This is a genomic window from Bacteroidota bacterium (assembly GCA_037133915.1).
Lineage (GTDB): Bacteria > Bacteroidota > Bacteroidia > Bacteroidales > CAIWKO01 > JBAXND01.
Window position 1 is genome coordinate 13,901 of the sequence record JBAXND010000044.1, and the last position, 22,804, is coordinate 36,704.

Below are 22,804 nucleotides of genomic sequence, written 5' to 3' on the forward strand. Positions count from 1 at the left end.
GGGGTTATTAAGCTCGCGATAGCGAGGTAAATGCCTGCCGTTTTGTATGATTAAATATGCCAGTTGCAATGATAAAGCTCCCGATAGCGAGGTACGAGCCTTCTATGTGATATGATAAACTATGCAGGCAGCAATGATAAAGCTCGCGATTGCGAGGTAAACGCCTGCTGTTTGGTATGATTAAATATGCTAGTCGCAATGATAAAACTCACGACCGCGAGGTAAAAGCTTGCTGTTTTATATGATTAACTATACTGATAGCAATGATAAAGCTCGCGACCGCGAGATCAATGTGTGTTAGCTGCAATATTAAAGCCCCTTATTAAAGCCTGTCCCGTACCGTGGGTTTGGGGTTATAAAGCTCAGAATGGGCGTTTTTTATCTTTTTATCAGCAACTTTCTCAGCATCACATTCCCTTCATCCCTAAGTTGTAAAATGTAAGAACCTGCCTCAAATCCGCGGAGGTCTATCCGCTGCTGAACGGCATCCGACATCATTGAATATACCTGTCTTCCGCTGAGGTCAAACAAGGTTATTTCTCCGAGTGGCTGTGTATCTCCTTCGCGGGAAATGGTGATGAAATCAGTGGCGGGCTGAGGGGTGATGGTGATACTTTTTGAAATATTTTCGTTTGCTATTACACTCGGGAAATAGACTATAATAGTGTCAACGGCACTACATCCCGGATAAGAAACAATTACTGACAATGTGCCTGTCCACCCACCTGCTCCAGCTGTTATTTGTTGTGTTGTATCTCCGGTTGACCACAGATATTGTGCTCCCGGGTTACCGGCATCGAGAATAACTGTTTGTCCCAATCCAAGAACAGTATCATTCCCTAAATTCACCACCGGCATGGGGCTGACAGTAAGGTAATGCGTGACGGTATCGCTGCACGGACCGTTGGATGCGATAAAGCTGATGGTGTCAATGCCGGGTGTGGCGTAACTGAAGGTATGTACATCGTCACCTGCTATATGCACACCATTCAGGTACCATTCTCCGGGACTGGTGGCGTGGTAGGTTATGTCGCCGCTTCCGCATACGGCCGTGTCGCCGGGTGTGAAGCTCGCAACAGGAAATGAATTTACGGTAATGGTTTGATGAATGGAGTCTTTGCAGATGCCGTAACTTCCCGTAAGGCTCAGATAAAAATCGCCTGCGGCATTGAAGGTGTTATTATACGTACTTCCTGAGTGCATAAAATTGTTATCCATGTACCACGACAGATTCGTTGCAAAGGTTGAGCCGGCAGCAAAACTCAATGCGGTACCGGTGCAAATGGTAGTGTCGGCAGGAACAAAGCTCAGGGGCGGAACGGCACACGAAAGCTTGGCTACCCACATATCCATGAAACCATGGTTGTTGGTGATGTCACCGTCAAATGATGAAATCCAGCCGCAAATCACCGAGCCCTGATTTTTTGTCGGGGCAATGCCTTCGCCCCGGTCGTCGGATGAGCCGCCATAAGTCTTTTCCCAAATCAGGTTACCGCTGCTGCTTATCTTCACCACCCAAAAATCATAGGTTCCTGCCGGGCCGTGGTTATAACTGATATCTCCGTCAACACTGGCTGTTTGCCCGTTTGACATAAATCCGCCGTCCCAGTCGTGGCAGAGCGACGCAGCGAAATCATCGCCGGTGCCGCCCAGTGTTTTTTGCCAGAGCAGCGTTCCTGATGTATCTACTTTCAGCATCCAGGAATCGTATCCACCATGATTTCCGGTTACGTCGCCATTGGAGGAGTTGGTATAGCCTCCTATCACACAGGCAGTGTTTCCTGCATTTTTAATAGCTTTTCCTATCTCAATATCTGTTCCGCCAAAACAACGTGACCACTTGAAATTCCCGAGTGAATCGGTACGGAACACCCACAAATCTTCGGTTCCGGGATTATGATTCCCTGAAATCTGCCCCGCGTTTGAAGAGGTATGACCGGTAAGCATGAATCCGCCATCGGCCAGACGTGCCAGATCGTGAGAATCTTCGTCATTGGTATCGCCGTAGCAATGTGCCCACAAAAGATTTCCAACGCTGTCGATACGTGCAAGCCAGCCGTCGCCAATGCCATGGTTACCGTTCACATCATGGTCGTTTGAAAACGTACTTGCCGTCATTGCCCAGCCTTTGTTGCCAATGGGAACAAGAGATACGGCATGGTCGCCATCGGCCAGTGAGCCGCCGTAATGTTTATTCCAGGTAATGATTCCGTTTGAGTCCACTGCAAATACCCAGATATCAAAGTCACCATAATTTCCGGGCACGTTGCCGTCAGAGGACTTAGAGAATCCGGTAAGCACGGCACCTTTATTTTTGACCGGGTATACTCCCCAGTTTATATCGTTATCGGTGCCCCCGTAAAGTCTGGTCCAGATAAGATTTCCGTTAAGGTCAAGCTTTGATAAAACGACGTCCATTGCGCCGTGACCGCCCATAATATCACCGTTTGATGAATTGGTATATCCGGAAACATAATAGCCCGAGCTGTCGGATATCATGCAGATTGATTTCGCAAAATCGGCTCCGCTGCCGCCAATACTTTTTTCCCATTGGATGACAGGTTGCGCGAATGAAAAGTGTGTCAACGCGCAACTAAACAGAATCAAAAAAAATGTTTTTGTTCTCATTTCACTAATATTACTTCTTACGAAGATAAAACAAATGTCCGGAAAATTATTACCGCAGTAAAGTCACGGTGCCCTGTGTGCTGTATTCTATGCCGTCAAAGCCTTTGGCGGTGAAAACGTAGTAATACACTCCATCAGAGGCTTTGGCTCCGCCTTCTTTATGTCCGTCCCATGAACCGTGAACAGTGTACCATTCATACACTTTCTTGCCCCAGCGGTTGAAAATAACCATCTGTTCGCTCAGCAGTCCAACGGATTGAACTTTGAAGACATCGTTCTGGCCGTCGCCGTTATCGGGTGTGAATACGTTGGGAATTACGATTGCCGACGGCTTACATACCTTTACTTCCATGCTGATGGAATCTTCACAGAAATCAGGTATTCCGCTGTTCACATTGAACATTACCTTGAATGTTTTGCAGTCGGGGCATTGTTCGGGCGGGCAATCATAAACGTAGGTATGAGAAGGATTCTCTGAAGCCGAGTTTGTGCCATCACCAAAATCCCAATAGAAAATATTGGCACCGCTTCCGTTATAATAGAAGTTGACATTGAGCGGTGAAATACCATCAACAGGATTGCTGTATCCATCGGCATGAATCAGGGTGTTGGTCCCGATTATGGCAGGACCGGCTGTTGTCGGGCAGTTAAACTGATCGGTAACGGTAATGGTGTAATTGCCGGTGCAAAGTCCAACCAGCGCTAATGTATCCTGGTTTCCCAGACTCCATTGATATTGATAAGGAGGTACACCGCCGGTTACTGTTGTGAGAATATACCCGTTGCATTCATGCAAACAGCCTTCATCGGTTGGATGCAATGTTACAAACATCTGAGGATGCTGCGTGATGATAAAAGGTACAACATCGGTACATCCATTGCTGTCCGTTACCGTAACTGTAAAGTTACCGGCCGGAAGTCCGCTTACATAATCATTTGCCGGTGTGCCGGCTGACCAGGTGTACTGGTAAGGGTCGTTGCCGCCTATGGCAGAAGCCTGAGCTGTTCCGTCATTGCCTCCATAACAGGAAACAATGCTGGTAGTATCAACTGAGCCTTCCAGCAATGGAGGTTCAGTGATGGTCACGGTATCGGTTACAAAACAGGTTGACGTATCGGTAATGGTAACAATGTAGGTTCCGTCAGTCAGACCAAAAGCAGTGTCATTGGCTTGAGGCGGAACAGTGCCCCACAGATAATGATACGGGGAAATTCCATTGGTGGCATTTACGGAAGCAAATCCCGAGTTGCCCTGAAAACACAGTACGTTGAACTGGGCTGTGGTTGTTTGAATGTCGCTCACAAATACGGGTACTGTGGTTACTGCCGAAGTACAGCCTCCAAGTGTAACAGAAAGTGTTACGTTTTTAATGCCGGGTGTGCTCCAGTTTACATCAAAAGGTCCGCTGCCACCCGCAGGAACTGCCACACCACCGGCAAACGACCATGCATAGGTGCAGAGAGAGTCGCCTGTGCCTGTGTAAGTCACCAGTGATGAATCAGACAAATCGCAGATAGGAGAGGTGACCGTAAACGTGGATGTGGGTGTGTAATTCACCGTGATATCCTGATAAGCGGTATCGGCGCAGTTAGCTCCGTTTATGTAGATGTAAGTAATGGTAAATGTTCCGGTATCGGCAATAGCCGGATAGAACATATTATTCGAAACACCTGTTCCGGAATAGGTACCTCCCGAAGGAGTTCCTGCAGTGAGTGCAAAAGGTGTTGTGTTGGTACAAACATCGGGCATGGCGCTGAATGCTGCCACGGGTACAACATTTACCGTGATGCTCTGGGTGGCTGCATTCACACAACTGTTGCTGTCGGTGTAAGTGTAGGTCAGAACAAAGGTTCCCAGTCCTGCAGCCATGGGGTCGAAAATGCCTCCATTTACACCGGTGCCTGTATAGGTACCACCGGAAGGAGTTCCCTGAGTGAGTGTAATGGCCGGTGCTGTGACACACATCGGATTCAAGGGTGCAAATGAGACTACCGGCAAGGGATTTACAATAATATTGGTAAGCGCCGAATTGGTGCAACCATTGCCATCGGTATAAGTGTACATGATAGAATGAGTTCCCGGACCTGCCTGTGCGGGATTAAAAACGGAACCTGTAACGCCCGGGCCTGAGTAAGTGCCGCCCGGAGGTGTTGCAGCATTGAGGGTATATAAACCGGCATCGATACACATAGGATTAATTGCCGGGAAATTGATGGTTGGCAAAGGGTAGATTACCATCTGGGCGGTATCTCTTCCAATACAGCCAATGGAGTCAATATAGGTGTAGATAATATTATGCGAACCGGGGCCCGAAGCATTCGGGTCGAATGTGGTGCCTGTTACGCCGGGGCCACTGAATGTTCCACCAAGCGGGCTTCCACCGGTAAGTGTGAACGGGGGCTGCGAGATGCAATAAGCAGGAAATGGCAGTAATGATACCGGTGTGCCGGGAATAGAATTTACGGTATAGGTTTGAACACTTTGACAGTTGGCAACATCTGTTATTGTAACGGTGTAAGTGCCACCGCCAAGATTGGTTTGTGTATCGGAATTAGGACCGCCATTCGACCAGGTGTAGTTGATTGGTGCGCTGCCGTTGGCTACTGTTACGGCGATAGAGCCGTCGAGCATGCCGTTGCAGGTTTCGTCAACAACAACCGCTGTAACACCAAGGGGTGCAAGGTCAACGCTCTGAGTAACTACAGGCTGAGTTACCAGTGTAACATTGCAGCAGCTCCACGGATGGCAGGAACAGGCGTTAAACTCACTGCAGTAATGCACGCAGCAGGGATCCCACAGATATCCTGAAAGACAGGCGCTGGCTCCGGGAACGTTGTTGCAGCACCATGCATAACTACCTCCGCCGCATGGTACCTGAATGATACCTGTTTGATAAACCGTAGTCACATAATAGCAGCAGGAACCATAGGTGGTTGTTACCTGTGAGGTGGGTGTGTATCCACTGGGAGGTGTTTCAACAACGGGGCAGTTTGATTTCATGCCACCGCTTTTCAGTTGGTTGAGAATACTGTCGGCAGCTGTCAGGTTCGTTTTGGGTTGAGCTTCGCCTGAGCCCTGTGGATCCTGATTGGAAAATACGTACTCGCTGACTTTCTGTATGCCGCTATTATAGCCGAATTGAATACGATACTTGAATTTATTCACATCGGCGGGGATGTCTTTTGTGATATCATTATAAATAAATCGTCCGTGACCCGCCTCGGTTGAGTACAGGATATTGTTATTGTACTGAAAATCTTTCGGATAATACAATGCATGGATATCGGGCAGCTTGCTTATTTCTGCCGTATTGATGGTGGTGTAATTAATTCCGTCGGTGCTGCGTTCAACACTTACAGTTTTAATATTTGCATCAGCCGGATTTTCCCAAACCATATGCACAATGGTATCACCGAACACACCCGATTTGAAAAACTCCAGTCTCAGCGGTTTTTCAGGATTTGCGGAAATATTCGTCTGAGCATAATTAGCAATAGGGAAAAGGAAAAGCAAAATTGAAATAATTTTTAGATATCTATACATAATCACTGATTTTGAATGAAATAGAAAATAATCCATCGAATTTGAGACAAATTTATAATATTTTTAATAACTATACTAACATAAACTTAATTAATAATGTACCCATTATTAAATTTTGTTAGATATATATGATTGATTTCGAGGGAATACTTCTTTTTTTTTAATATATCGATTATTGTAAAAACTAGACGAACTAATAGTAAATCAGTAGTTAATGCATTTGATTCGCTCTTCATACTGAATGTAAGATGACGGGTATTATTTTTTGATTTACAATTGTTGGTGCCAAATAATTATTTTTGCTGAAAAGAAATAGCTAAATGCACTTTGTAAATCCATTATTTCTGTTGGGGCTTTTTGGTCTGGCAGTTCCAATAATTATCCACCTTTTTAATTTTCGTAAATTCAAAAAGGTATTTTTTACGAACGTAAAATTTATTGAGGAACTTCAACAGCGCACTCAAAAACAATCGCAGTTAAGGCACCTTCTTATTCTGCTTCTTCGGATATTGGCAATCACCGCCTTGGTGTTTGCTTTTGCTCAGCCATTTATTCCTGTTTCCAAAACTGCAAAAATCAATAAAGGAACCGGTGCTGTAAGTGTTTTTGTGGATAATTCTTTCAGCATGGAAGCGGACGCAAAGAACGGCACCTTGTTAGACGAAGCGCGCAATAAGGCGGTGGAGGTAGCACAGGCATATCGTCCCGACGACCTGTTTCATTTCCTCACCAACGATTTTGAGGGAAAACATCAGCGGTTGGTTACCCGCGATGAATTTCGCGAGATGCTCGAAGAATTGAAATCCTCTCCGTCAGTGAAAAAGTTATCGGAGATTATTCGCCGGCAGTCGGATATGCTTTCAGAAAACAAGAGTAAATCAAAAAATATTTATGTTATTTCCGATTTTCAGAAAAGTATAACGGATATTTCCGCAATAAGCGCCGACACTTCTGCCAGTGTTTATCTTGTTCCCGTCAAGGCAAATTCCGTGAACAATCTGTATATCGACAGTTGTTGGTTTGAATCGCCCGTTCATTTGCCGGGGCAAAATGTAAAGCTCTTCATACTCATCAAGAATGCCGGAAAGACCGAACTTGAGAAAGTGCCGTTGAAATTCAGCGTTAACGGAACTCAAAAAGCCGTGTCGAGTTTCAATATTTCACCTGCCGGAGAAGTTCAGGTGGTTTTGACTTATTCCGATAAGGATGCGGGAATTATGCACGGAGTGCTTGAAATCATGGACAGTCCGGTTACCTACGACGACCGTTTCTATATTGCCTATAATGTGGCTTCATCCATTCCAATTCTGTGCATCAACGGCGGCTCCAATAACATTTATTTGAATTCGCTTTTCGCGAAAGACAGCGCCTTCACCTTTAAAAACATTTCGGTGAACGCTACTGATTTTTCTGTCTTTCCGCAGCAGAGTCTGATTATTTTAAATGCCATCGATAATATTTCATCGGGCCTGGCACAGGAGCTGCAGCGTTTTGTTCAGAATGGCGGAAGCATGCTGGTAGTGCCGTCGCCCAAAATTGATTTGCTGTCGTATCAGGAATTTTTAAAAGGCATGAATGCCGGACAATATTCAAAGCTCAATACGGCAAACCAAAAAATATCATTGCTCAATCTTACTCATCCTGTGTTTCGCGATGTATTTGATTACCTTCCGGAGAATATGGATTTACCGTCAGTGTTTTCGTGGTACGGCATTTCAGGGACATCGAGTTCAGGTCAGGAGTTTTTAATGAAAATGCAGAATGGCGATGTGTTTATGAGTGGACAGACTGTTGGACAGGGAACCGTTTATTTGCTTGCAGTTCCCTTAGAAACGGATTACAGCAATTTCCCGAAACACGCTCTTTTTGTACCTGCATTATATAAGGTTGCCCTGCTGAGTGAGCCTCAAAATAAATTGTACTACGTGATTGGGCGCGACGAACCTATTGAAGTCAGGAAGGTTGCCATGCAGGGCGAAATGGTGTTTAAGGTTAAAGGAAAAACGGGCGATAACGAGTTTATTCCCGAGCAGAAAAAGCTGGGAACAAACACAACGGTTTATGTTCACGATCAGATTCGTGATGCAGGCAATTACGCTCTATTATCTGAAAACAGTGAAGTTACAGGGCTTGCATTTAACTACGACCGCAAAGAATCAGTGCTCAGTTGCTATACGGCTGCCGAACTTGAAGATATGTGCAGCAAAGCAGGTTTGAAGAATTTCACGGTACTTGAAAGCAGCGCGAAACCTCTTGCCGATGTAATCAGTGAGATGAATCAAGGAATTAAATTGTGGAAAATTTTTATTATACTTGCTCTCGTCTTCCTTGCAGGTGAAGCACTATTATTACGTTTCAGGAAGTAGATTAATATACGGGTTATGACAGACGAATTGGACGAACAGGAAAAAGAGAACCTTAACGGCGATAATGGCGAACACGATCAGCCCGAACCGTCGGATTTTGAAGGTGCATCTAACCTTCCCAAAACGATTCACGTTTCGGGAATGTTCAAGAACTGGTTTCTTGATTACGCATCGTATGTAATACTGGAGCGGGCCGTTCCGCATATTCGCGACGGTCTGAAACCCGTTCAGCGACGCATTCTGCATGCACTTAAAGAGTTGGACGACGGGCGTTTTAACAAAGCGGCCAACGTTATCGGGCATACCATGAAGTATCATCCGCACGGCGATGCATCTATCGGCGATGCCATGGTACAGCTCGGACAAAAAGAAATTTTAATTGATACTCAGGGAAACTGGGGAAATATTCTTACCGGCGACAGTGCTGCCGCACCACGTTATATCGAAGCACGCCTCTCTAAATTTGCACTGGAGGTGATGTTCAATCATAAAATTACAACCTGGGTGCCTTCATACGACGGTCGTAACAAAGAGCCGCAGGTGCTTCCTGTAAAGTTTCCGTTACTGCTGGCACAAGGCGTTGAAGGTATTGCCGTTGGGCTCACTTCAAAAATTCTTCCTCACAACTTCAATGAACTTATTGACGCTTCTATTGACCTGCTCCGCGGTAAAGAAACAGAGGTTTATCCCGACTTTCTGACGGGTGGAATGGTGGATGTGTCGCGCTACAACGACGGCGCCCGCGGATCGCGCGTGAGAATCAGAGCACGCATAGGGCAGTACGACAAGAAAACGCTTGTCATTACTGAAATTCCCTTTGGAACAAACACATCATCACTCATTGATTCTATTGTTGCCGCCAATGATAAAGGCAAAATAAAGATTCGTAAAATTGAAGATAATACAGCTGAAAAAGTTGAAATTCTGATTCATCTTGTACCGGGTGTTTCGCCCGATACCACTATTGATGCGCTATACGCATTCACCAATTGTGAAATGTCTGTATCGCCCACGGGCTGCGTTATTGATGATCAGAAACCGCGCTTCCTCGGGATGAAAGAGATTCTGGCCTATTCAACACATAATACGGTTGATTTGCTTAAAATGGAACTCGAGATACAGAAGGCCGAAGCGCTGGAACACCTGCATTTCGCCTCACTCGAACGCATCTTTATCGAAAAGGAAGTTTATCTCAGGATTAAAAAAGCGAAAACGGATGAGGAAATCAACAGCACCATTTTCGCCGGACTCAAGCCTTTTGTAAAACAACTGGTAAGGCAAATAAGCATCGAAGATGTAATGCGCCTTCGCAAAATTCCGATAGACCGCATTTCAAAATACAATTCAGATAAAGCTGAAGATATTATTCAGAGCATTAACGATGATATCAAGCAAATCAATTACGACCTTGACAATCTTGTTCAGTTTGCGATTGATTATTTCATCCGTATAAAGAAAAAATTTGGAAAAGGCCGCGACCGCCGCACAGAAATACGCAATTTTGATGTAATACAGGCAAGCCTTGTGGCTGCCGCTAACCAGAAGTTGTATGTGAATCGCGAAGAAGGATTTGCCGGTACATCACTTAAAAAAGATGAGTTTGTTGCCGACTGTTCTGATATTGACGATATGATTGTTTTCAGGGGCGACGGCACGTTTATCGTTACCAAGGTGAGTGAGAAAACATTTATCGGTACCGATTCTATTCACATCAGTATTTTCAAAAAAATTGATGACCGTACCATCTATAATATGATTTATCAGGATGGTAAAATCGGTAAAGCGATGGTGAAACGCTTTGCCATTGGTGGCATTACGCGCGATAAAGAATACGTGCTTACCAAAGGAACACCCAATTCGCGAGTGCTTTATTTTACGGCCAATCCAAACGGTGAAGCCGAAACGGTGACCGTTCACTTCAGACCGAAACCACGACTGAAGATTCTTCAGATGGATTTTGATTTCAGTACAATTGCAATCAAAGGCAGAGCCTCTATCGGGAACACACTTTCAAAAAATTCAGTTCGCAAGGTTGTCCTGAAAGATCAGGGATATTCAACGCTTGGAGCCCGCGATATCTGGTTTGATGATACCGTGAACAGGCTCAATGTTGAACAGCGTGGAGTATATCTGGGGGCTTTCGCAGACGACGACCGTATTTTTACCATTACCAAATCCGGTTTCTACAAGCTTTATAATTACGACCTGTCAAATCATTTTGATGACGATATTTTAATCATTGAAAAGTTCAACCCGAAACGGATTTTTACGGCGGTGTATTTTGATGGTGAGATGCAGTATTATTTTGCAAAAAGATTCGATATTGAAGTTACCGAAAAGAAAGTCTCTTTTATAGGCGAAGCAGAAGGCAGCGAATTGCATTTCCTGACAAAGGATACCTTCCCGATGATTGAAATTCAGTTTGCAAATAAAGACGGTAAAGAACGCCCGAACGAAACTGTGAATCTGGCGGAATTTATCGGTGTGAAGAGCTACAAAGCAAAAGGGAAAAGGCTTTCCAATTATCTGATTTCAAAATGTATTCCGCTGGAGCCGCTGCCATCGCCCGAAGATGAGCAGGAAGAACTGCGCCCTGCCATTCTGGATGAGCTGAAACAGAAGCTTGACGCGATGGAAGAACTCGATGAATTTGATGAACTTGATGAGCATGATGAACTGCCTGCCGCTTATCTGAAAGACTTAAAATCATCGGCCGGTAAAGGAAAATCACAGCCGGCATCCGAAAAGAAAGAAAAGGCGCAAATTGCGGAAGATGCTGATGAAGCAAAAATCCAGAAAAAGGATGAGGCGCCGAAAAAGCATAAAACAGAGGTGTCTAAATCCGAAAAGCCTGTTTCAAATCCGGAAAAAGCAGCTGTAAAACAGGATAAAATATTACAAAAGCAGGAAATTGCCCCGAAAAAGGAAACGGCTCCCGTTAAGAAACAGGAACCCTTACCTAAAATTGAAACCCCGTCTGTTGAAACAAATCCTGCCGAACCTGTTCCCCCTAAGACGAAGCCCAAAGGCAAGAAGGATGATGGAACATTACAAATTGCATTTGATTTCTAAAAGAACTGTTTACGATTATGAAGACTGATGAGAAAATACTCAACATTACGAATGATGTTACCTGGATAGGAGTACTCGACCCCGGTCTGCGCCACTTTGATGTGGTGATGGAAACTGAGTTTGGCACAACCTATAATTCATATTTTATTGCTGCACAAAAAAAAGCCATTGTAGAAACTGCCAAAGAAAAATTCTTTGATATCTGGATGAGCAAGCTCACCCGGTTGTGCAATCTGAAAGAGCTGGAATACGTTTTTGTGAACCATACAGAACCGGATCACAGCGGCAGTCTGAAAAAGTTGATTGAACTGGCACCTCAGGTTAAAGTGGTCGGAAGCGGCAATGCTATTCGCTACCTCAGCGAAATCATGAACTGCGAGTTTCAGCATATCGTGGTGAAAGAAAGTGATGTGATTGACCTGGGGAATAAAAAAATGAAAGTGATAGGCGCGCCAAACCTGCACTGGCCCGATTCAATCTATACCTATCTTGAAGAAGACAAGGTGCTGTTTACCTGCGATTCATTTGGTGCGCACTACTGCGATGCAGAAATGTTCGATGATAAAGTGGGCGACTTCGACAAAGCTTTCAGGTATTATTTTCATATGATACTTCGCCCTTTCAGCAAGTTTATGCTAAAGGCAATTGAAAAAATTCGCCCGCTGGATATTAAGGCAATCTGCACCGGTCACGGACCACTGCTTACTTCCGACTGGAAGAGATATGTTGACCTTACGGAAGAACTTGCAACCCGCTACCTCGAAATGCCGGCTAAAGAACGCGTGTTTATTCCATTTGTGGCTGCCTATAATAAAACGGGTGTGCTTGCCGAAGCTATAGCGAAAGGTGTGAGAGCCGCAGGCAACATCGAAGTGGAGGTGTGCGATATCGAGCATGTTTCTCCTATGGTACTTGATGATAAAATTACACGATGTACGGGCATTATCGTCGGTTGTCCTACCATTAACCAGAATATTCTGTTGCCCGTATATACATTGTTTGCGGTTATAAATCCGCTGCGCGACCGGGGTAAACTGGCCGGATGCTTTGGATCATACGGCTGGAGCGGTGAAGCGTCCAAAATATTGGAAACAAATCTTCAAAATCTTAAATTGAATTATTTCCCGGGAGGACTTTTTGTAAAGTTTACTCCGTCTGAAGCTGACCTCCTGCAGGCTGAGGAATATGGATTAGCCTTCGGAAAAAAAATACTTGAACTAAACCGAGTAACGTGCAACGGATAACAATATCAATTCATAAGAGAATACTCTGTTTTTTATTCCTGCTATCGTTATTGGTCATGAGCTCCTGTTCTCCTGAAATGAGGATTGCAAAGCAATATGTGCGTTCAAGCCACGAAACACCGCTCATGTTATTCCATACCGACAGCCTGATGAAAATTTCATCCAAGCTTCCCGTAGCCGATACCATTACCGATACAAGCAGACATTATCTGGATTCGCTGGCGTATGCTCAAACCAAATTTGTTCAGTTTATAAATAATCACGAATTTTTAAGACAATATTGTTCTGAACTGGCTGTTGAGCTTGATAAATTCGGATTTCGTGTGTATTCCGACTCAACGGCATACAAGTTTTTCTCAGACAGTTCGAAAGGATATATTGTAAATCTCGCCCAGGCAGAACTGGAGGAATTTTACAAACCATACATATCAGGTTTTATGGTTGACGAGAATGGCGACTCCTATCAGTTTGATTTAGATGCCGTGGCACTCAACTCCTGGTTTGAAATCAGCTGTTCTAACTGCGACAGCGGAATGATGCGTGTCATGTTCGCGGCATGTGAAAAATCAAGCGCCGCCAAAGCACGGATGAAACAGAATGAATTCACCGGTGACCTCTATCTTGGCTATGATGTAATCGAAATGCACATGATTGATGTATACACACTGGCTGATATTGGCGCAAAGCAGAATGCTTCGTATATTTTCGATTATGCGATGAATGAATACATTGCCCGTCAGATGGGCAATTCAGTTGTAAAACGCTATGGGCTTCATTATGACAGCAAAAAGAAGAAGCTAAGAAGGGCAGGAGATAAGAAATTTATCCGGATGAAATAGTGTTTATTCAATAATCTTATATTTCGCCCGGGCCTCTTCCCTTGTACATGAATTGAAATGCCACCACTCCGTTTGTATGTTATGAAATCCTGCCTTGTACATCACTGTACGCAATAACTTCCTGTTATCAACCTGCTGTTGTGTAAGCCGCCCAGCTGCAAGTAATCTCGTCTCGGCAGATGGATAGGCAATCTCATCATTGGTGTCAAATCCACAACCCATATCAAGGGGTTTGTTCTTTTCATCTATAATACTGAGGTCAACAGCCGCACCGAAATTATGCAATGAGCCATTTTTGGGATTAGAAACAAAGTGTCCTTTCTGACTTGCCGGCACCTTGAGCGAATCCCACAGGGCTTTTTGATATTTACGCGGACGGGCGGCGTCATAAATGATGAGGTTGTAACCGGGATGAAGCTCTTTCAGAAATTTCTGCGCATTCAGCAGCTTTTCTGCAACATCCGGTTGAAGAAATGCTTTGTGCAGGTTGCCATAAATATTCGCTTTCATAAAGTTATCGGTCGTAGAATATTTCAGCTCTACCCGAATGTTCGTATCGTGTGTATGAATGTCTGTAAGACCGGCGGCTATCAGCTCCTTTTCAATAGCGGTGACGGTGTCAGCGGTCATCATTTTTTTTATCAGTGCAACACTGTCGAGGGCAGCAATGCTGTCGCGCCTCTTGTTTTGCGCTTCAATGGCGTGTTTTGTTGCATGTGTACATGAAATAGTAAAAATCAGAATAAGGACTGCTGCAGCCGCTGACTGTCTGGGTATTTTCATTTTTTCTCTTCGCTCACGTCTGCATTAATAAATAGAATGTCTTTGCCTTTTTCGGTATTACTGAGCACCGTCACGGTTTCTGTGATTCCACCCGGGCTTTCGGTGTTGAAAATAATGCCGATAGTGCTCTCTCCTCCGGGTGGTATAGGGTCTTTATTCCAGTCAACAACGGTGCATCCGCAGCTTGCTTCAACGGAAGTGATATACAGGTCGGATGCGCCGGTATTCTCAAAAGAAAATACACATGCTAATTTTTTATCCTGCTCCACGATGCCGAAATCATGCGTTGTCTTCGCCCATTTTATCACTGGATAAACTATCACGGAATCCTTGCTGTGCTTAGGTTGTGAGCTGTATAAAATGATTTGAATCTTCCTTTCAAAAGCGGCCGCACGGCTATACACCGAATTTCTAAGATCGTTCGGATTGTCGCTCACCAAAGGATTTGCCATTGCTTTTCCAATCGGATCCTGTAGAATTGTTAGTTTCCCACCACTCGCAGCACTGCCATTCAAGTAGGGGATAAATGCGCCTTCATCATACTGATTCATGTAATTCAGTAATGAGCTTATCCTGCGTTTAGCAAGGTTTAAATTGTATTCGGAAGTGTTCAGCGGGCTGCAGTATCCTTTAATTTTAATCTGCACTTTACTGCCTCGTTCAAGATCTTTCAGCAGCAGTGCTGAAAATGTTTTGAGATTTGAAAAGCCGCGTGCCACATAATTTTCAAAGAAGTCATCAATGTCGCGTTCGGCTTGCGCCTTTTCGTTTCCGTTCAATCCTTTGGCATATTCTTCCTTGTATTTATCTTTCATCGCATAATATGCGCTGAGCGTTTCTTTATAATTTTTTTTCGTGGTAACGGCATTGCTGTTGGCATCCGGCTCGTCGTTATGAAAATATAACGTAAGCGGCAACAGCAGATTGATGGTCTGTTCAATGGTTACAGTATCTTTTGGCCTCACTTCCGCAATGGGTTTAATACTGGTTGTATCGCCCCATTCATAGTAATAAATGTCGTTACAGCAGGTCTCACTTTTAATATATAAGGAGCCGGGACGGTTGGATGTAAAATACCCGTCATGATCAACATCATTCACCGTAAAATAGATATCATTGAAACTGCTGTTGAGCGGAAAGCCTATATTTACCGGTGCTGTCCAGGAGTTCAGGCTGCCACGGGAATAAAAAATATCAAAGCCGCCCAGACCTTTATGCCAGTCGCTGCTGAAATACAGCGTTTGTGTGGAATCGTGGTAGAATGGTGTAATATCATCACCGGCAGTATTAATCGTACTTCCTAAATTTACCGGAGCCTGATATTTTCCATCTTTGATAATCACGTACCAGATATCCATTTTTCCTATTCCGCCCGGACGGTCAGATACGAAATACAATATGTCGAAATCCTTGCCTTCTGCCAGATTTGGCTGTGTGGCAGTGTATCCCTGCAGGTTTATTCTGTCATTTAGTTTTTCGGGCTTTGTCCATTTGCCGTCTTTGAGCTCACTTGAATAAATCGCCGTCTGAAGCTGTGGATTGTTATCGGCCTTTCCGCGTGTGAACCACATTTTATTATGATCTCGCGAAAAGCAGGCATTCGCACAATGATTTTCTTTATCGTCGATGCGTGAATCGAATTCGCGGACCCTTGACCAGCCTGCCATTGTCGCTGTAGCAATATATACTTTAGAGATGTACGCATTTGCAATAAATGATTCTTCTGTTCCGGCTGATATGGGACGTAATCCTGAAAAAATGAGAGCGGTATCGCCCAATTGAAAGGCATTGAATTCGGAATAGGCTGTATTTACGGAAGCGTCGAGCAAATGGTCGATGGTGATGTTCAGTTTGTGCTCAGTCAGCTTTTTTGCTTCACTGCAGGCACTTATTTCAATTTTTGTTTTGGCGGAATAATAATCATTGTCACCGACATGCCTTTTATTGTATTTATTAAAACTAGCCAGTGCTTCATCGTATTTCCCTTGCGATTTCTGCATCAGAGCAAGATTGAACTGGGCAATGGGATAATTATTTGCATTGTCTTTTGTTACAAGATGCGCATACCAGTGTTCGGCAAGCTGATAATTGTTAAACATTCTAAAGCTCTCGGCACATTTCCATACCACAGCCATATCTGATGAATCGAGCTGAAGAGCATTACTGTAGTATATAGAAGCATTATAGTAATCTGCTTCAGCAAATGCTTCATCACCATAGCCAATATTTTCCTGAGCTGTTTGAGCGCATGCATTTGACGTGGAGAATGCCGTTAGCAGTAATGCGAATATTATTAATGGCAAAATCTTTTTCATCATCATAATCAAAAAATAGGACAGGGAATGTCTTTATGCCGCAACGACTTCGCTCTGTTGTGAACATAGATCAGTGATAGTTCGAAACCTCCTCTGAGTTTGCTTGCCGGTTTTAACCGCGAAAGATTCACATCATAACTCAGCGCAAAATTGAATTTTTTATAATCAAAACCTGCCATCAGTACCAGCGCATCAGACGCCCGCATAAACACACCCGTATTTATGGAAGTATAACTTAGCAAATGACGGTCGCGCACAAATTTTATTTGTGTGCCCACCATGAGCTCACTGTATGGTCCTTGCTTCATGTAAAGTGCTGATGGAATCAGGTCGAGTGATGGCTTTGCCGAAAACTGAATGGCCGCATATCCTGAATATTTTATCTCCAGTCTGACGGTACTTTCATAAAACAGCGTTTGTCCGGGTTGCGTGAGATGAAATACGCCCAAACCTGCCGAAAAATTCGTACTGGTTGTGCGCTGATACATCCAGTGCGCGCCCGCTCCAAGGTCAAAATACATAAAATTAGATCTTGAAAAATTCTCATTATGTGCAAGGCCGGGGTCATAACTGTTCCCGTTGAACTGATCGTCGAAATATAGCGATGCGTAGCTGATACTGCGTTGTACAATGCCCGGCTGTATACCAATAGAGATAAGGTTGGTGTTAAACCGGTTCAGTGTTTTAATGTAGGAAATACAAACCGCAGCCTGAGTGGTTGCAAACTTTGAATCGCCCGCCTGGTCACGGTTTAAAACGATACCAAGTCCCAGCGCGTCGCGATGGTATTTGCGTTTTACCACCTGCATATCAAAAAATGCAGTTATTGTTTGATAAGGAACCGTGACCGAGCTCCATTGGCTTTTACTGTTAAGACCGGCGCGCCATTTACCATTGAAAAAACCGGCCGTGGCAGGATTCAGGTTGAGCGGCGACGTCCAGTACTGCGAATAATGCAGGTCCTGTGCCCACGTTTTTGCGGCCAAAAAACAACAGAGTGAAAATAGTATGAAACGCAGGATTCTCAATTCAGTTCGCCCTTAAACACGGTTAGTCTATGTAAAATTACGAATTGTTTTTGACAATCTCCAAATTCGGACATTATCCCTTATTGAATTTGTACCGCATCGATAAAACAATTAATTTTGTATTCTAAAACAATAATATCATGATACAGCGCATTCAGACCTTATTTTTACTTTTGGCAATTGCCGCCACCGGCAGCATTTTCTTTCTTCCTCTGGTAAGCTACTACGGTTTAGAACATATTCTGATGTTAGACATCACCAAAATCACCAACCCGGTTCCCGGTGATGTCATCCCGGGACTTGATAAGATTAGTGTTTTGCCATTATTTATCGCATATATTCTGGTAATCGTAATTGCACTGGTGGCTATTTTTCTTTATAAAAATCGCCCGATACAATACCGGGTGGTGGCGGTTGCCATGCTCGTGAATATACTGCTCGTTGCAGGCATATTTTATTATGCCGATAAAATCGGAAAAATGATTAATGTGGCTCCTGCTTATGGTGCCGGTGTTTATCTTGCCATAGTGCCACTCATCTTCTTTGTGCTGGCACAGCGCTATATTCGCCGCGATGAAAAGCTCGTTCGTTCCGCCGACAGATTGCGGTAGCCTGTTCCGACTTCTGTCTTCTTTCTTTTGACTCTCGACTCTCGACTCACGACTCACGACTCACGACTCTTGACTTACGACTCACGACTCTTGACTTACGACTCTTGACTCTTGACTCTCGACTCTTGACTCTCGACTCTCGACTCTCGACTCCTGTCATTCGTATGAGTTCTTTTCGTACTTTAGCGTTTGCTATTGAAATTTGTAACCATACAATTAATCCAAAACTATGAGCACAGAGATAAGCAATCTTCAGCCGCAGCGCGTATGGCATTATTTTGCCGAAATATGCAACGTACCCAGACCTTCCAAAAAAGAAGGGAAAATTGTTAAGTACCTTCTTGATTTTGCGGCTATGCATAAACTGGAAGTAATGACCGACGATGTGGACAATGTTCTTATCAGAAAGCCTGCCACCAAAGGCAGAGAGAATGCTCACCCCGTAATTCTGCAAAGCCATATCGATATGGTTTGTGAGAAAAACAATGACATAGTTCATGATTGGGATAACGATCCCATTGTGCCCTGGGTCGATGGCGAATGGCTGCGTGCAAAAGGTACTACGCTTGGTGCGGATGATGGTATTGGCATGGCAGTGCAGCTGGCTTTGCTCGACGCAACGGACATTGAACACGGACCTGTTGAATGCTTGTTTACCGTTGATGAAGAAACGGGACTTACAGGAGCTTTTGCCTTAAAGAAAGGCTTTTTAAAAGGCCGCATATTACTGAACCTTGATTCCGAAGATGAAGGACAGCTGTTTATCGGTTGTGCCGGTGGTAAAGACACAGTGGCAACCTTCAAACATCAAAAACATACAACGCCTGCTGGTCATTGCGGGTTTCGTTTGAGCGTTTCAGGGCTCAAAGGCGGACATTCAGGCGATGATATCAACAAGGGCAGAGGAAACGCCGTTAAAGTAATTACTCGATTTTTGTGGAATGGCGCACGCGAATACGGTTTAAAATTGAATTATATAAAGGCTGGAAACCTGCGCAATGCCATTGCGCGCGAAGCCTACGCCATTATTGCACTTCCTGAGGAACAGAAAGATCATTTTATTAATTTCTGCGATAAGCTTACCCGTGATATTACTGCCGAGTTTAAAGTGAATGACTCAGGTCTTACAATCAGTATCACACCTGCCGCCTTACCTGCAAACGTTATTGACAGTACGGCACAGCACGAATTGTTGCTCGCACTCTGCGCTTGTCCGCATGGCGTTATATCCATGACACCGGATATGCCCGGCCTTGTAGAAACCTCTACAAATCTTGCTTCCGTGAAAATGAAAGGCAGTCATGAAGACGAAGCTTCCGATGATGATATACGCACTATGGGCGATGATGAAATCCGCATTGCAACCAGTCAGCGCTCATCGCTTGAATCAGGAAAAAAAGATGTTGTGGATATGGTTGACAGCGTATTCATGCTTGCCGGTGCACGCACCGCCCACAACGACGGATATCCGGGCTGGTCGCCCAATACAAAATCACAGATACTTGAAATAACGAGAAAATCATACAAGAAACTTTTTGGCAATGACCCTGAAGTATTGGTAATTCATGCCGGTCTTGAATGTGGACTCATCGGTGAAAAATATCCGGGTATGGATATGATTTCCTATGGGCCTACTTTGCGCGGAGTTCATTCGCCGGATGAATGCATCAATATACCCACGGTACAGCGTTTTTGGGATCTTACACTCGAGATATTGAAAAGTGTTTGATTTGATAATACCTGACGGCCTTTGGATGAAAAAATTGACAATTTGAAAAATCCGGCGGCGACTTGGATGCACCTGAGTTATTTTGTTTTTCAGATGCTGTTATATACTTGAGATTTTATGGAAAATAGACGAGTAATTTTCTGTATCGCAATGATACTTCTGTTTTCGGCGAGTATCTTTGCGCAGAGCGAGCGAATTACAATTGCAGGAACAAACGTGAATATTCGCGAAACGCCCGGTACTACTGCAAAAGTGTTGTTTCAGCTTACAGTGCACGACGATTGTTTGCTGCTTGAGACGGGTAAAAAGGAAACCATCGGTGAAAAAACAGATTATTGGTACATGATACGGTTCAACGACCGCGAAGGATGGGTGTTCGGGGCGTTTACATCAAGGGCGCTTGGAAATTTTGTTCCTGAAGGCAGTTATGATAATTGCTGGTACGAAGCAGAATCAGGCGATTTCGGATGCCCCCTTCAGCTTGAGCTGAATAAAAACGATGGCGTTTATACCGGTATCATAACACAGGGCTATCCCAGTGCTACCGACGGTACTGCATTTCCCAGGCAAAATGTGCGGCGCTTGGTAGTGAATGAAAACAGCGGTTCGATTTCCTTTGTTTTCAGTGCGTGCACTAATCTCACTTACAGCGCCGATAATGCTGAGATAAAAACCATGGAAGATGTGACGGCAACGGGAACAATAACGTGTAAGGCCATCACACTGACTATTCAGGCCGATAGCGGCTATAAGGAAGAATATGTGTGCCTCTTAAAAACTAAATAGGAGATACGGAATCATTCTATTGCCCTCAATCCAATCCGGGGGAAATACTTCTTCCGGCTTCTGACTCACGACTCACGACTCACGACTAAAGTCCGATATCTACGCCTGCTCTGATAATCGGATTTGTATAAAGTGAGTTTTCATTCTCATTAAAGTTCCACAGCACCATCAGATTAATGGCTGAATGTCCTCCCAGGCGCTGTCTGTAGCCCAATCCGGCCAGTACACTTGTGACGTTAATGATGTCTTTTTTATCAAAAGGATTATTATACATCATGTATTCGATTTCGCCATGAGCGAAAATGGGGTCATAAAAAGGAAGATATAATCTGGTGAATGCCCTGCCGCCATACATATTTACGGTATAACCCGAGGTTGAAGTCCCGTATGAGCGCCTGTCGCGAATGTATTCATAGGTAAAACCGACGCCTACCGAGATGTGTTCAAGCGGGTAATAGCCGAACTGCGGACTTAAATCAATCATTGTTACAGTACCCAGTTGCACGCCCAGACTGCCTCCCGTGAAGAATGAGCCTTTCATCGGGGGTAATTCATACACTTGTTCTTCCTCATCTTCACCATTGCTTTCCACCTGTGCCCACACCTGCTGGCGCGTAAAGAGAAGCATCCCGCAAAGCAGGGTAAAAAACAGAATAGCTGATCCGAGTCTTCTTTTATACATTATATATACAGTATTCATAATAATGGTTAATGAGTGGTAGAGAATGAATAATAAAATGTCTGCATCTTGCGGGCATAAACAATAATAGTAACGTTTAACTTATATAAATATTGAAAGGAACCCGAAATAACCCTTTCTTGATGTAAAGATACGGATAATTAGATAATACAACAATGCAATTGAGATAGAATAGTTGCATAATACAGTGCTGGCGGGTGTTTTGGTGAAATCTATGTAGGAATTCATACCCATGAGAATATTCAATGGCACCTGCCAACGTGATGAAATCTGAAGAATAGGCTGTGTGCCGCAGAAAAAGATTCGCTGTATAGGTGCTGATACTGTAGTAATTGAGAAAAACTTTGAAAAAAAAGCAGAAAAAAGTTTGTATTGTTAAATTAAGTATTACTTTTGCAGTCCAATTACAAAAACAAGTTCTTTGATTGCAAGATTGGTTCACAAGTTCTGGTAGATCAATGATTTATCGGGAAGTTTCTGAAAAGAAAAAATAATTTTAAAAAAACTTGCGGATTAAAAAATAAGTATTACTTTTGCAGTCCGAATTTGATTAAACGTTCATTGATAACAACGCAAGCCTTACTAACCACGCAGTCTTCAGCATAAGCGGGTGAAAGTAAAAAAAAATAAAAATTTTCAAAAAAGCTTGCAGTTATGAAAAAAGAGATTAATTTTGCAGCCCGTTTCGATTGAGAAAATGGAGACAGAAAGCAGAACAAAATAGAACAACGTTCTTTGATGAAATTGAAGTTAGGTAAAGTAGCAAATATCCCTGTCAAGGATAATTTGAAAGGAAAGTAAATCTTTGAGACAGTTTAAAACTTTTTACAATGAAGAGTTTGATCCTGGCTCAGGATGAACGCTAGCGGCAGGCTTAATACATGCAAGTCGAGGGGCAGCACGAGTAGCAATACTTGGTGGCGACCGGCGCACGGGTGCGTAACACGTATGCAATCTACCCTAAACTGGAGGATAGCCCCGAGAAATCGGGATTAATACTCCATAACATCAGAAAGGGGCATCTCTTTTTGATTAAAGCTCCGGCGGTTTAGGATGAGCATGCGCGACATTAGCTAGTTGGTGAGGTAACGGCTCACCAAGGCCACGATGTCTAGGGGTTCTGAGAGGATGATCCCCCACACTGGTACTGAGACACGGA

Annotated in this window: 13 protein-coding genes and 1 rRNA gene; 8 read left to right on the plus strand and 6 right to left on the minus strand. The window is 44.0% G+C overall.

The features are described 5' to 3' along the window. Positions 1 to 378 precede the first annotated feature (378 nt). Complete coding sequence (locus WCM76_13085; protein ID MEI6766561.1) at positions 379 to 2,628, minus strand: T9SS type A sorting domain-containing protein; 2,250 nt, start codon at positions 2,626 to 2,628, stop codon at positions 379 to 381. Positions 2,629 to 2,677: 49 nt separating this feature from the next. Then, a complete protein-coding gene (locus tag WCM76_13090; GenBank protein MEI6766562.1) occupies positions 2,678 to 6,172 on the minus strand; it encodes a gliding motility-associated C-terminal domain-containing protein in 3,495 nt (1,164 codons plus the stop codon). A gap of 320 nt (positions 6,173 to 6,492) precedes the next feature. On the opposite strand from WCM76_13090, the gene WCM76_13095 reads away from it, so the two are divergent. Genes WCM76_13095 through WCM76_13110 form a run of 4 tightly spaced genes read left to right on the plus strand, consistent with a single transcriptional unit; the run spans position 6,493 to position 13,693 of the window. After that, positions 6,493 to 8,538 carry a BatA domain-containing protein gene (locus WCM76_13095; GenBank protein ID MEI6766563.1) on the plus strand — a complete coding sequence of 682 codons (2,046 nt, stop codon included), beginning with the start codon at positions 6,493 to 6,495 and terminating at the stop codon, positions 8,536 to 8,538. Positions 8,539 to 8,553: 15 nt separating this feature from the next. Beyond that, positions 8,554 to 11,610 (plus strand): DNA gyrase/topoisomerase IV subunit A, encoded by a 3,057-nt coding sequence (locus WCM76_13100; protein MEI6766564.1) that lies wholly within the window; start codon positions 8,554 to 8,556, stop codon positions 11,608 to 11,610. Between the two features lie 17 nt (positions 11,611 to 11,627). Then, positions 11,628 to 12,854 (plus strand): FprA family A-type flavoprotein, encoded by a 1,227-nt coding sequence (locus WCM76_13105; protein MEI6766565.1) that lies wholly within the window; start codon positions 11,628 to 11,630, stop codon positions 12,852 to 12,854. A 56-nt stretch (positions 12,855 to 12,910) separates the two neighbouring features. Beyond that, positions 12,911 to 13,693, plus strand: coding sequence for a hypothetical protein (locus WCM76_13110; protein ID MEI6766566.1), 783 nt, complete (start codon positions 12,911 to 12,913; stop codon positions 13,691 to 13,693). A gap of 3 nt (positions 13,694 to 13,696) precedes the next feature. Here WCM76_13110 and WCM76_13115 read toward each other — a convergent pair whose 3' ends face one another. The 3 genes from WCM76_13115 to WCM76_13125 are packed head-to-tail and all read right to left on the minus strand — an operon-like array spanning position 13,697 to position 17,819. After that, positions 13,697 to 14,476, minus strand: coding sequence for a M15 family metallopeptidase (locus WCM76_13115; protein MEI6766567.1), 780 nt, complete (start codon positions 14,474 to 14,476; stop codon positions 13,697 to 13,699). After that, a complete protein-coding gene (locus tag WCM76_13120; GenBank protein ID MEI6766568.1) occupies positions 14,473 to 16,794 on the minus strand; it encodes a DUF1573 domain-containing protein in 2,322 nt (773 codons plus the stop codon). The genes WCM76_13115 and WCM76_13120 overlap by 4 nt, the downstream gene beginning before the upstream one ends. A gap of 5 nt (positions 16,795 to 16,799) precedes the next feature. Continuing rightward, positions 16,800 to 17,819: a PorP/SprF family type IX secretion system membrane protein gene (locus WCM76_13125; protein MEI6766569.1), complete on the minus strand. Its 1,020-nt coding sequence runs from the start codon at positions 17,817 to 17,819 to the stop codon at positions 16,800 to 16,802. A gap of 140 nt (positions 17,820 to 17,959) precedes the next feature. Between WCM76_13125 and WCM76_13130 the strand changes: the two genes are divergently transcribed. The 3 genes from WCM76_13130 to WCM76_13140 all read left to right on the plus strand — a co-directional run bounded on the left by WCM76_13130 (position 17,960) and on the right by WCM76_13140 (position 20,945). Continuing rightward, the gene (locus WCM76_13130) at positions 17,960 to 18,430 is read left to right on the plus strand and encodes a DUF4293 domain-containing protein (protein ID MEI6766570.1); all 471 of its coding nucleotides are present in this window, start codon (positions 17,960 to 17,962) and stop codon (positions 18,428 to 18,430) included. 229 nt (positions 18,431 to 18,659) lie between these two features. Continuing rightward, positions 18,660 to 20,159 (plus strand): aminoacyl-histidine dipeptidase, encoded by a 1,500-nt coding sequence (locus tag WCM76_13135; protein MEI6766571.1) that lies wholly within the window; start codon positions 18,660 to 18,662, stop codon positions 20,157 to 20,159. Between the two features lie 117 nt (positions 20,160 to 20,276). Next, on the plus strand, positions 20,277 to 20,945 hold the full coding sequence (locus WCM76_13140; protein ID MEI6766572.1) for an SH3 domain-containing protein: 669 nt from the start codon (positions 20,277 to 20,279) through the stop codon (positions 20,943 to 20,945). Positions 20,946 to 21,030: 85 nt separating this feature from the next. On the opposite strand, the gene WCM76_13145 is transcribed toward WCM76_13140, so the two are convergent. Then, a complete protein-coding gene (locus tag WCM76_13145; GenBank protein MEI6766573.1) occupies positions 21,031 to 21,627 on the minus strand; it encodes a hypothetical protein in 597 nt (198 codons plus the stop codon). Between the two features lie 845 nt (positions 21,628 to 22,472). Here WCM76_13145 and WCM76_13150 point away from each other — a divergent pair. Continuing rightward, positions 22,473 to 22,804: ribosomal RNA gene (locus WCM76_13150) — 16S ribosomal RNA — on the plus strand; the annotation flags it as partial.

Excerpts from the sequence above, each read along its gene's own strand:
- WCM76_13085 (MEI6766561.1), bottom strand. The coding sequence starts at position 2,628 with ATGAGAACAAAAACATTTTTTTTGATTCTGTTTAGTTGCGCGTTGACA.
- WCM76_13090 (MEI6766562.1), bottom strand. The coding sequence starts at position 6,172 with ATGTATAGATATCTAAAAATTATTTCAATTTTGCTTTTCCTTTTCCCT.
- WCM76_13095 (MEI6766563.1), top strand. The coding sequence starts at position 6,493 with ATGCACTTTGTAAATCCATTATTTCTGTTGGGGCTTTTTGGTCTGGCA.
- WCM76_13100 (MEI6766564.1), top strand. The coding sequence starts at position 8,554 with ATGACAGACGAATTGGACGAACAGGAAAAAGAGAACCTTAACGGCGAT.
- WCM76_13105 (MEI6766565.1), top strand. The coding sequence starts at position 11,628 with ATGAAGACTGATGAGAAAATACTCAACATTACGAATGATGTTACCTGG.
- WCM76_13110 (MEI6766566.1), top strand. The coding sequence starts at position 12,911 with ATGAGCTCCTGTTCTCCTGAAATGAGGATTGCAAAGCAATATGTGCGT.
- WCM76_13115 (MEI6766567.1), bottom strand. The coding sequence starts at position 14,476 with ATGAAAATACCCAGACAGTCAGCGGCTGCAGCAGTCCTTATTCTGATT.
- WCM76_13120 (MEI6766568.1), bottom strand. The coding sequence starts at position 16,794 with ATGATGAAAAAGATTTTGCCATTAATAATATTCGCATTACTGCTAACG.
- WCM76_13130 (MEI6766570.1), top strand. The coding sequence starts at position 17,960 with ATGATACAGCGCATTCAGACCTTATTTTTACTTTTGGCAATTGCCGCC.
- WCM76_13135 (MEI6766571.1), top strand. The coding sequence starts at position 18,660 with ATGAGCACAGAGATAAGCAATCTTCAGCCGCAGCGCGTATGGCATTAT.
- WCM76_13140 (MEI6766572.1), top strand. The coding sequence starts at position 20,277 with ATGGAAAATAGACGAGTAATTTTCTGTATCGCAATGATACTTCTGTTT.
- WCM76_13145 (MEI6766573.1), bottom strand. The coding sequence starts at position 21,627 with ATGTATAAAAGAAGACTCGGATCAGCTATTCTGTTTTTTACCCTGCTT.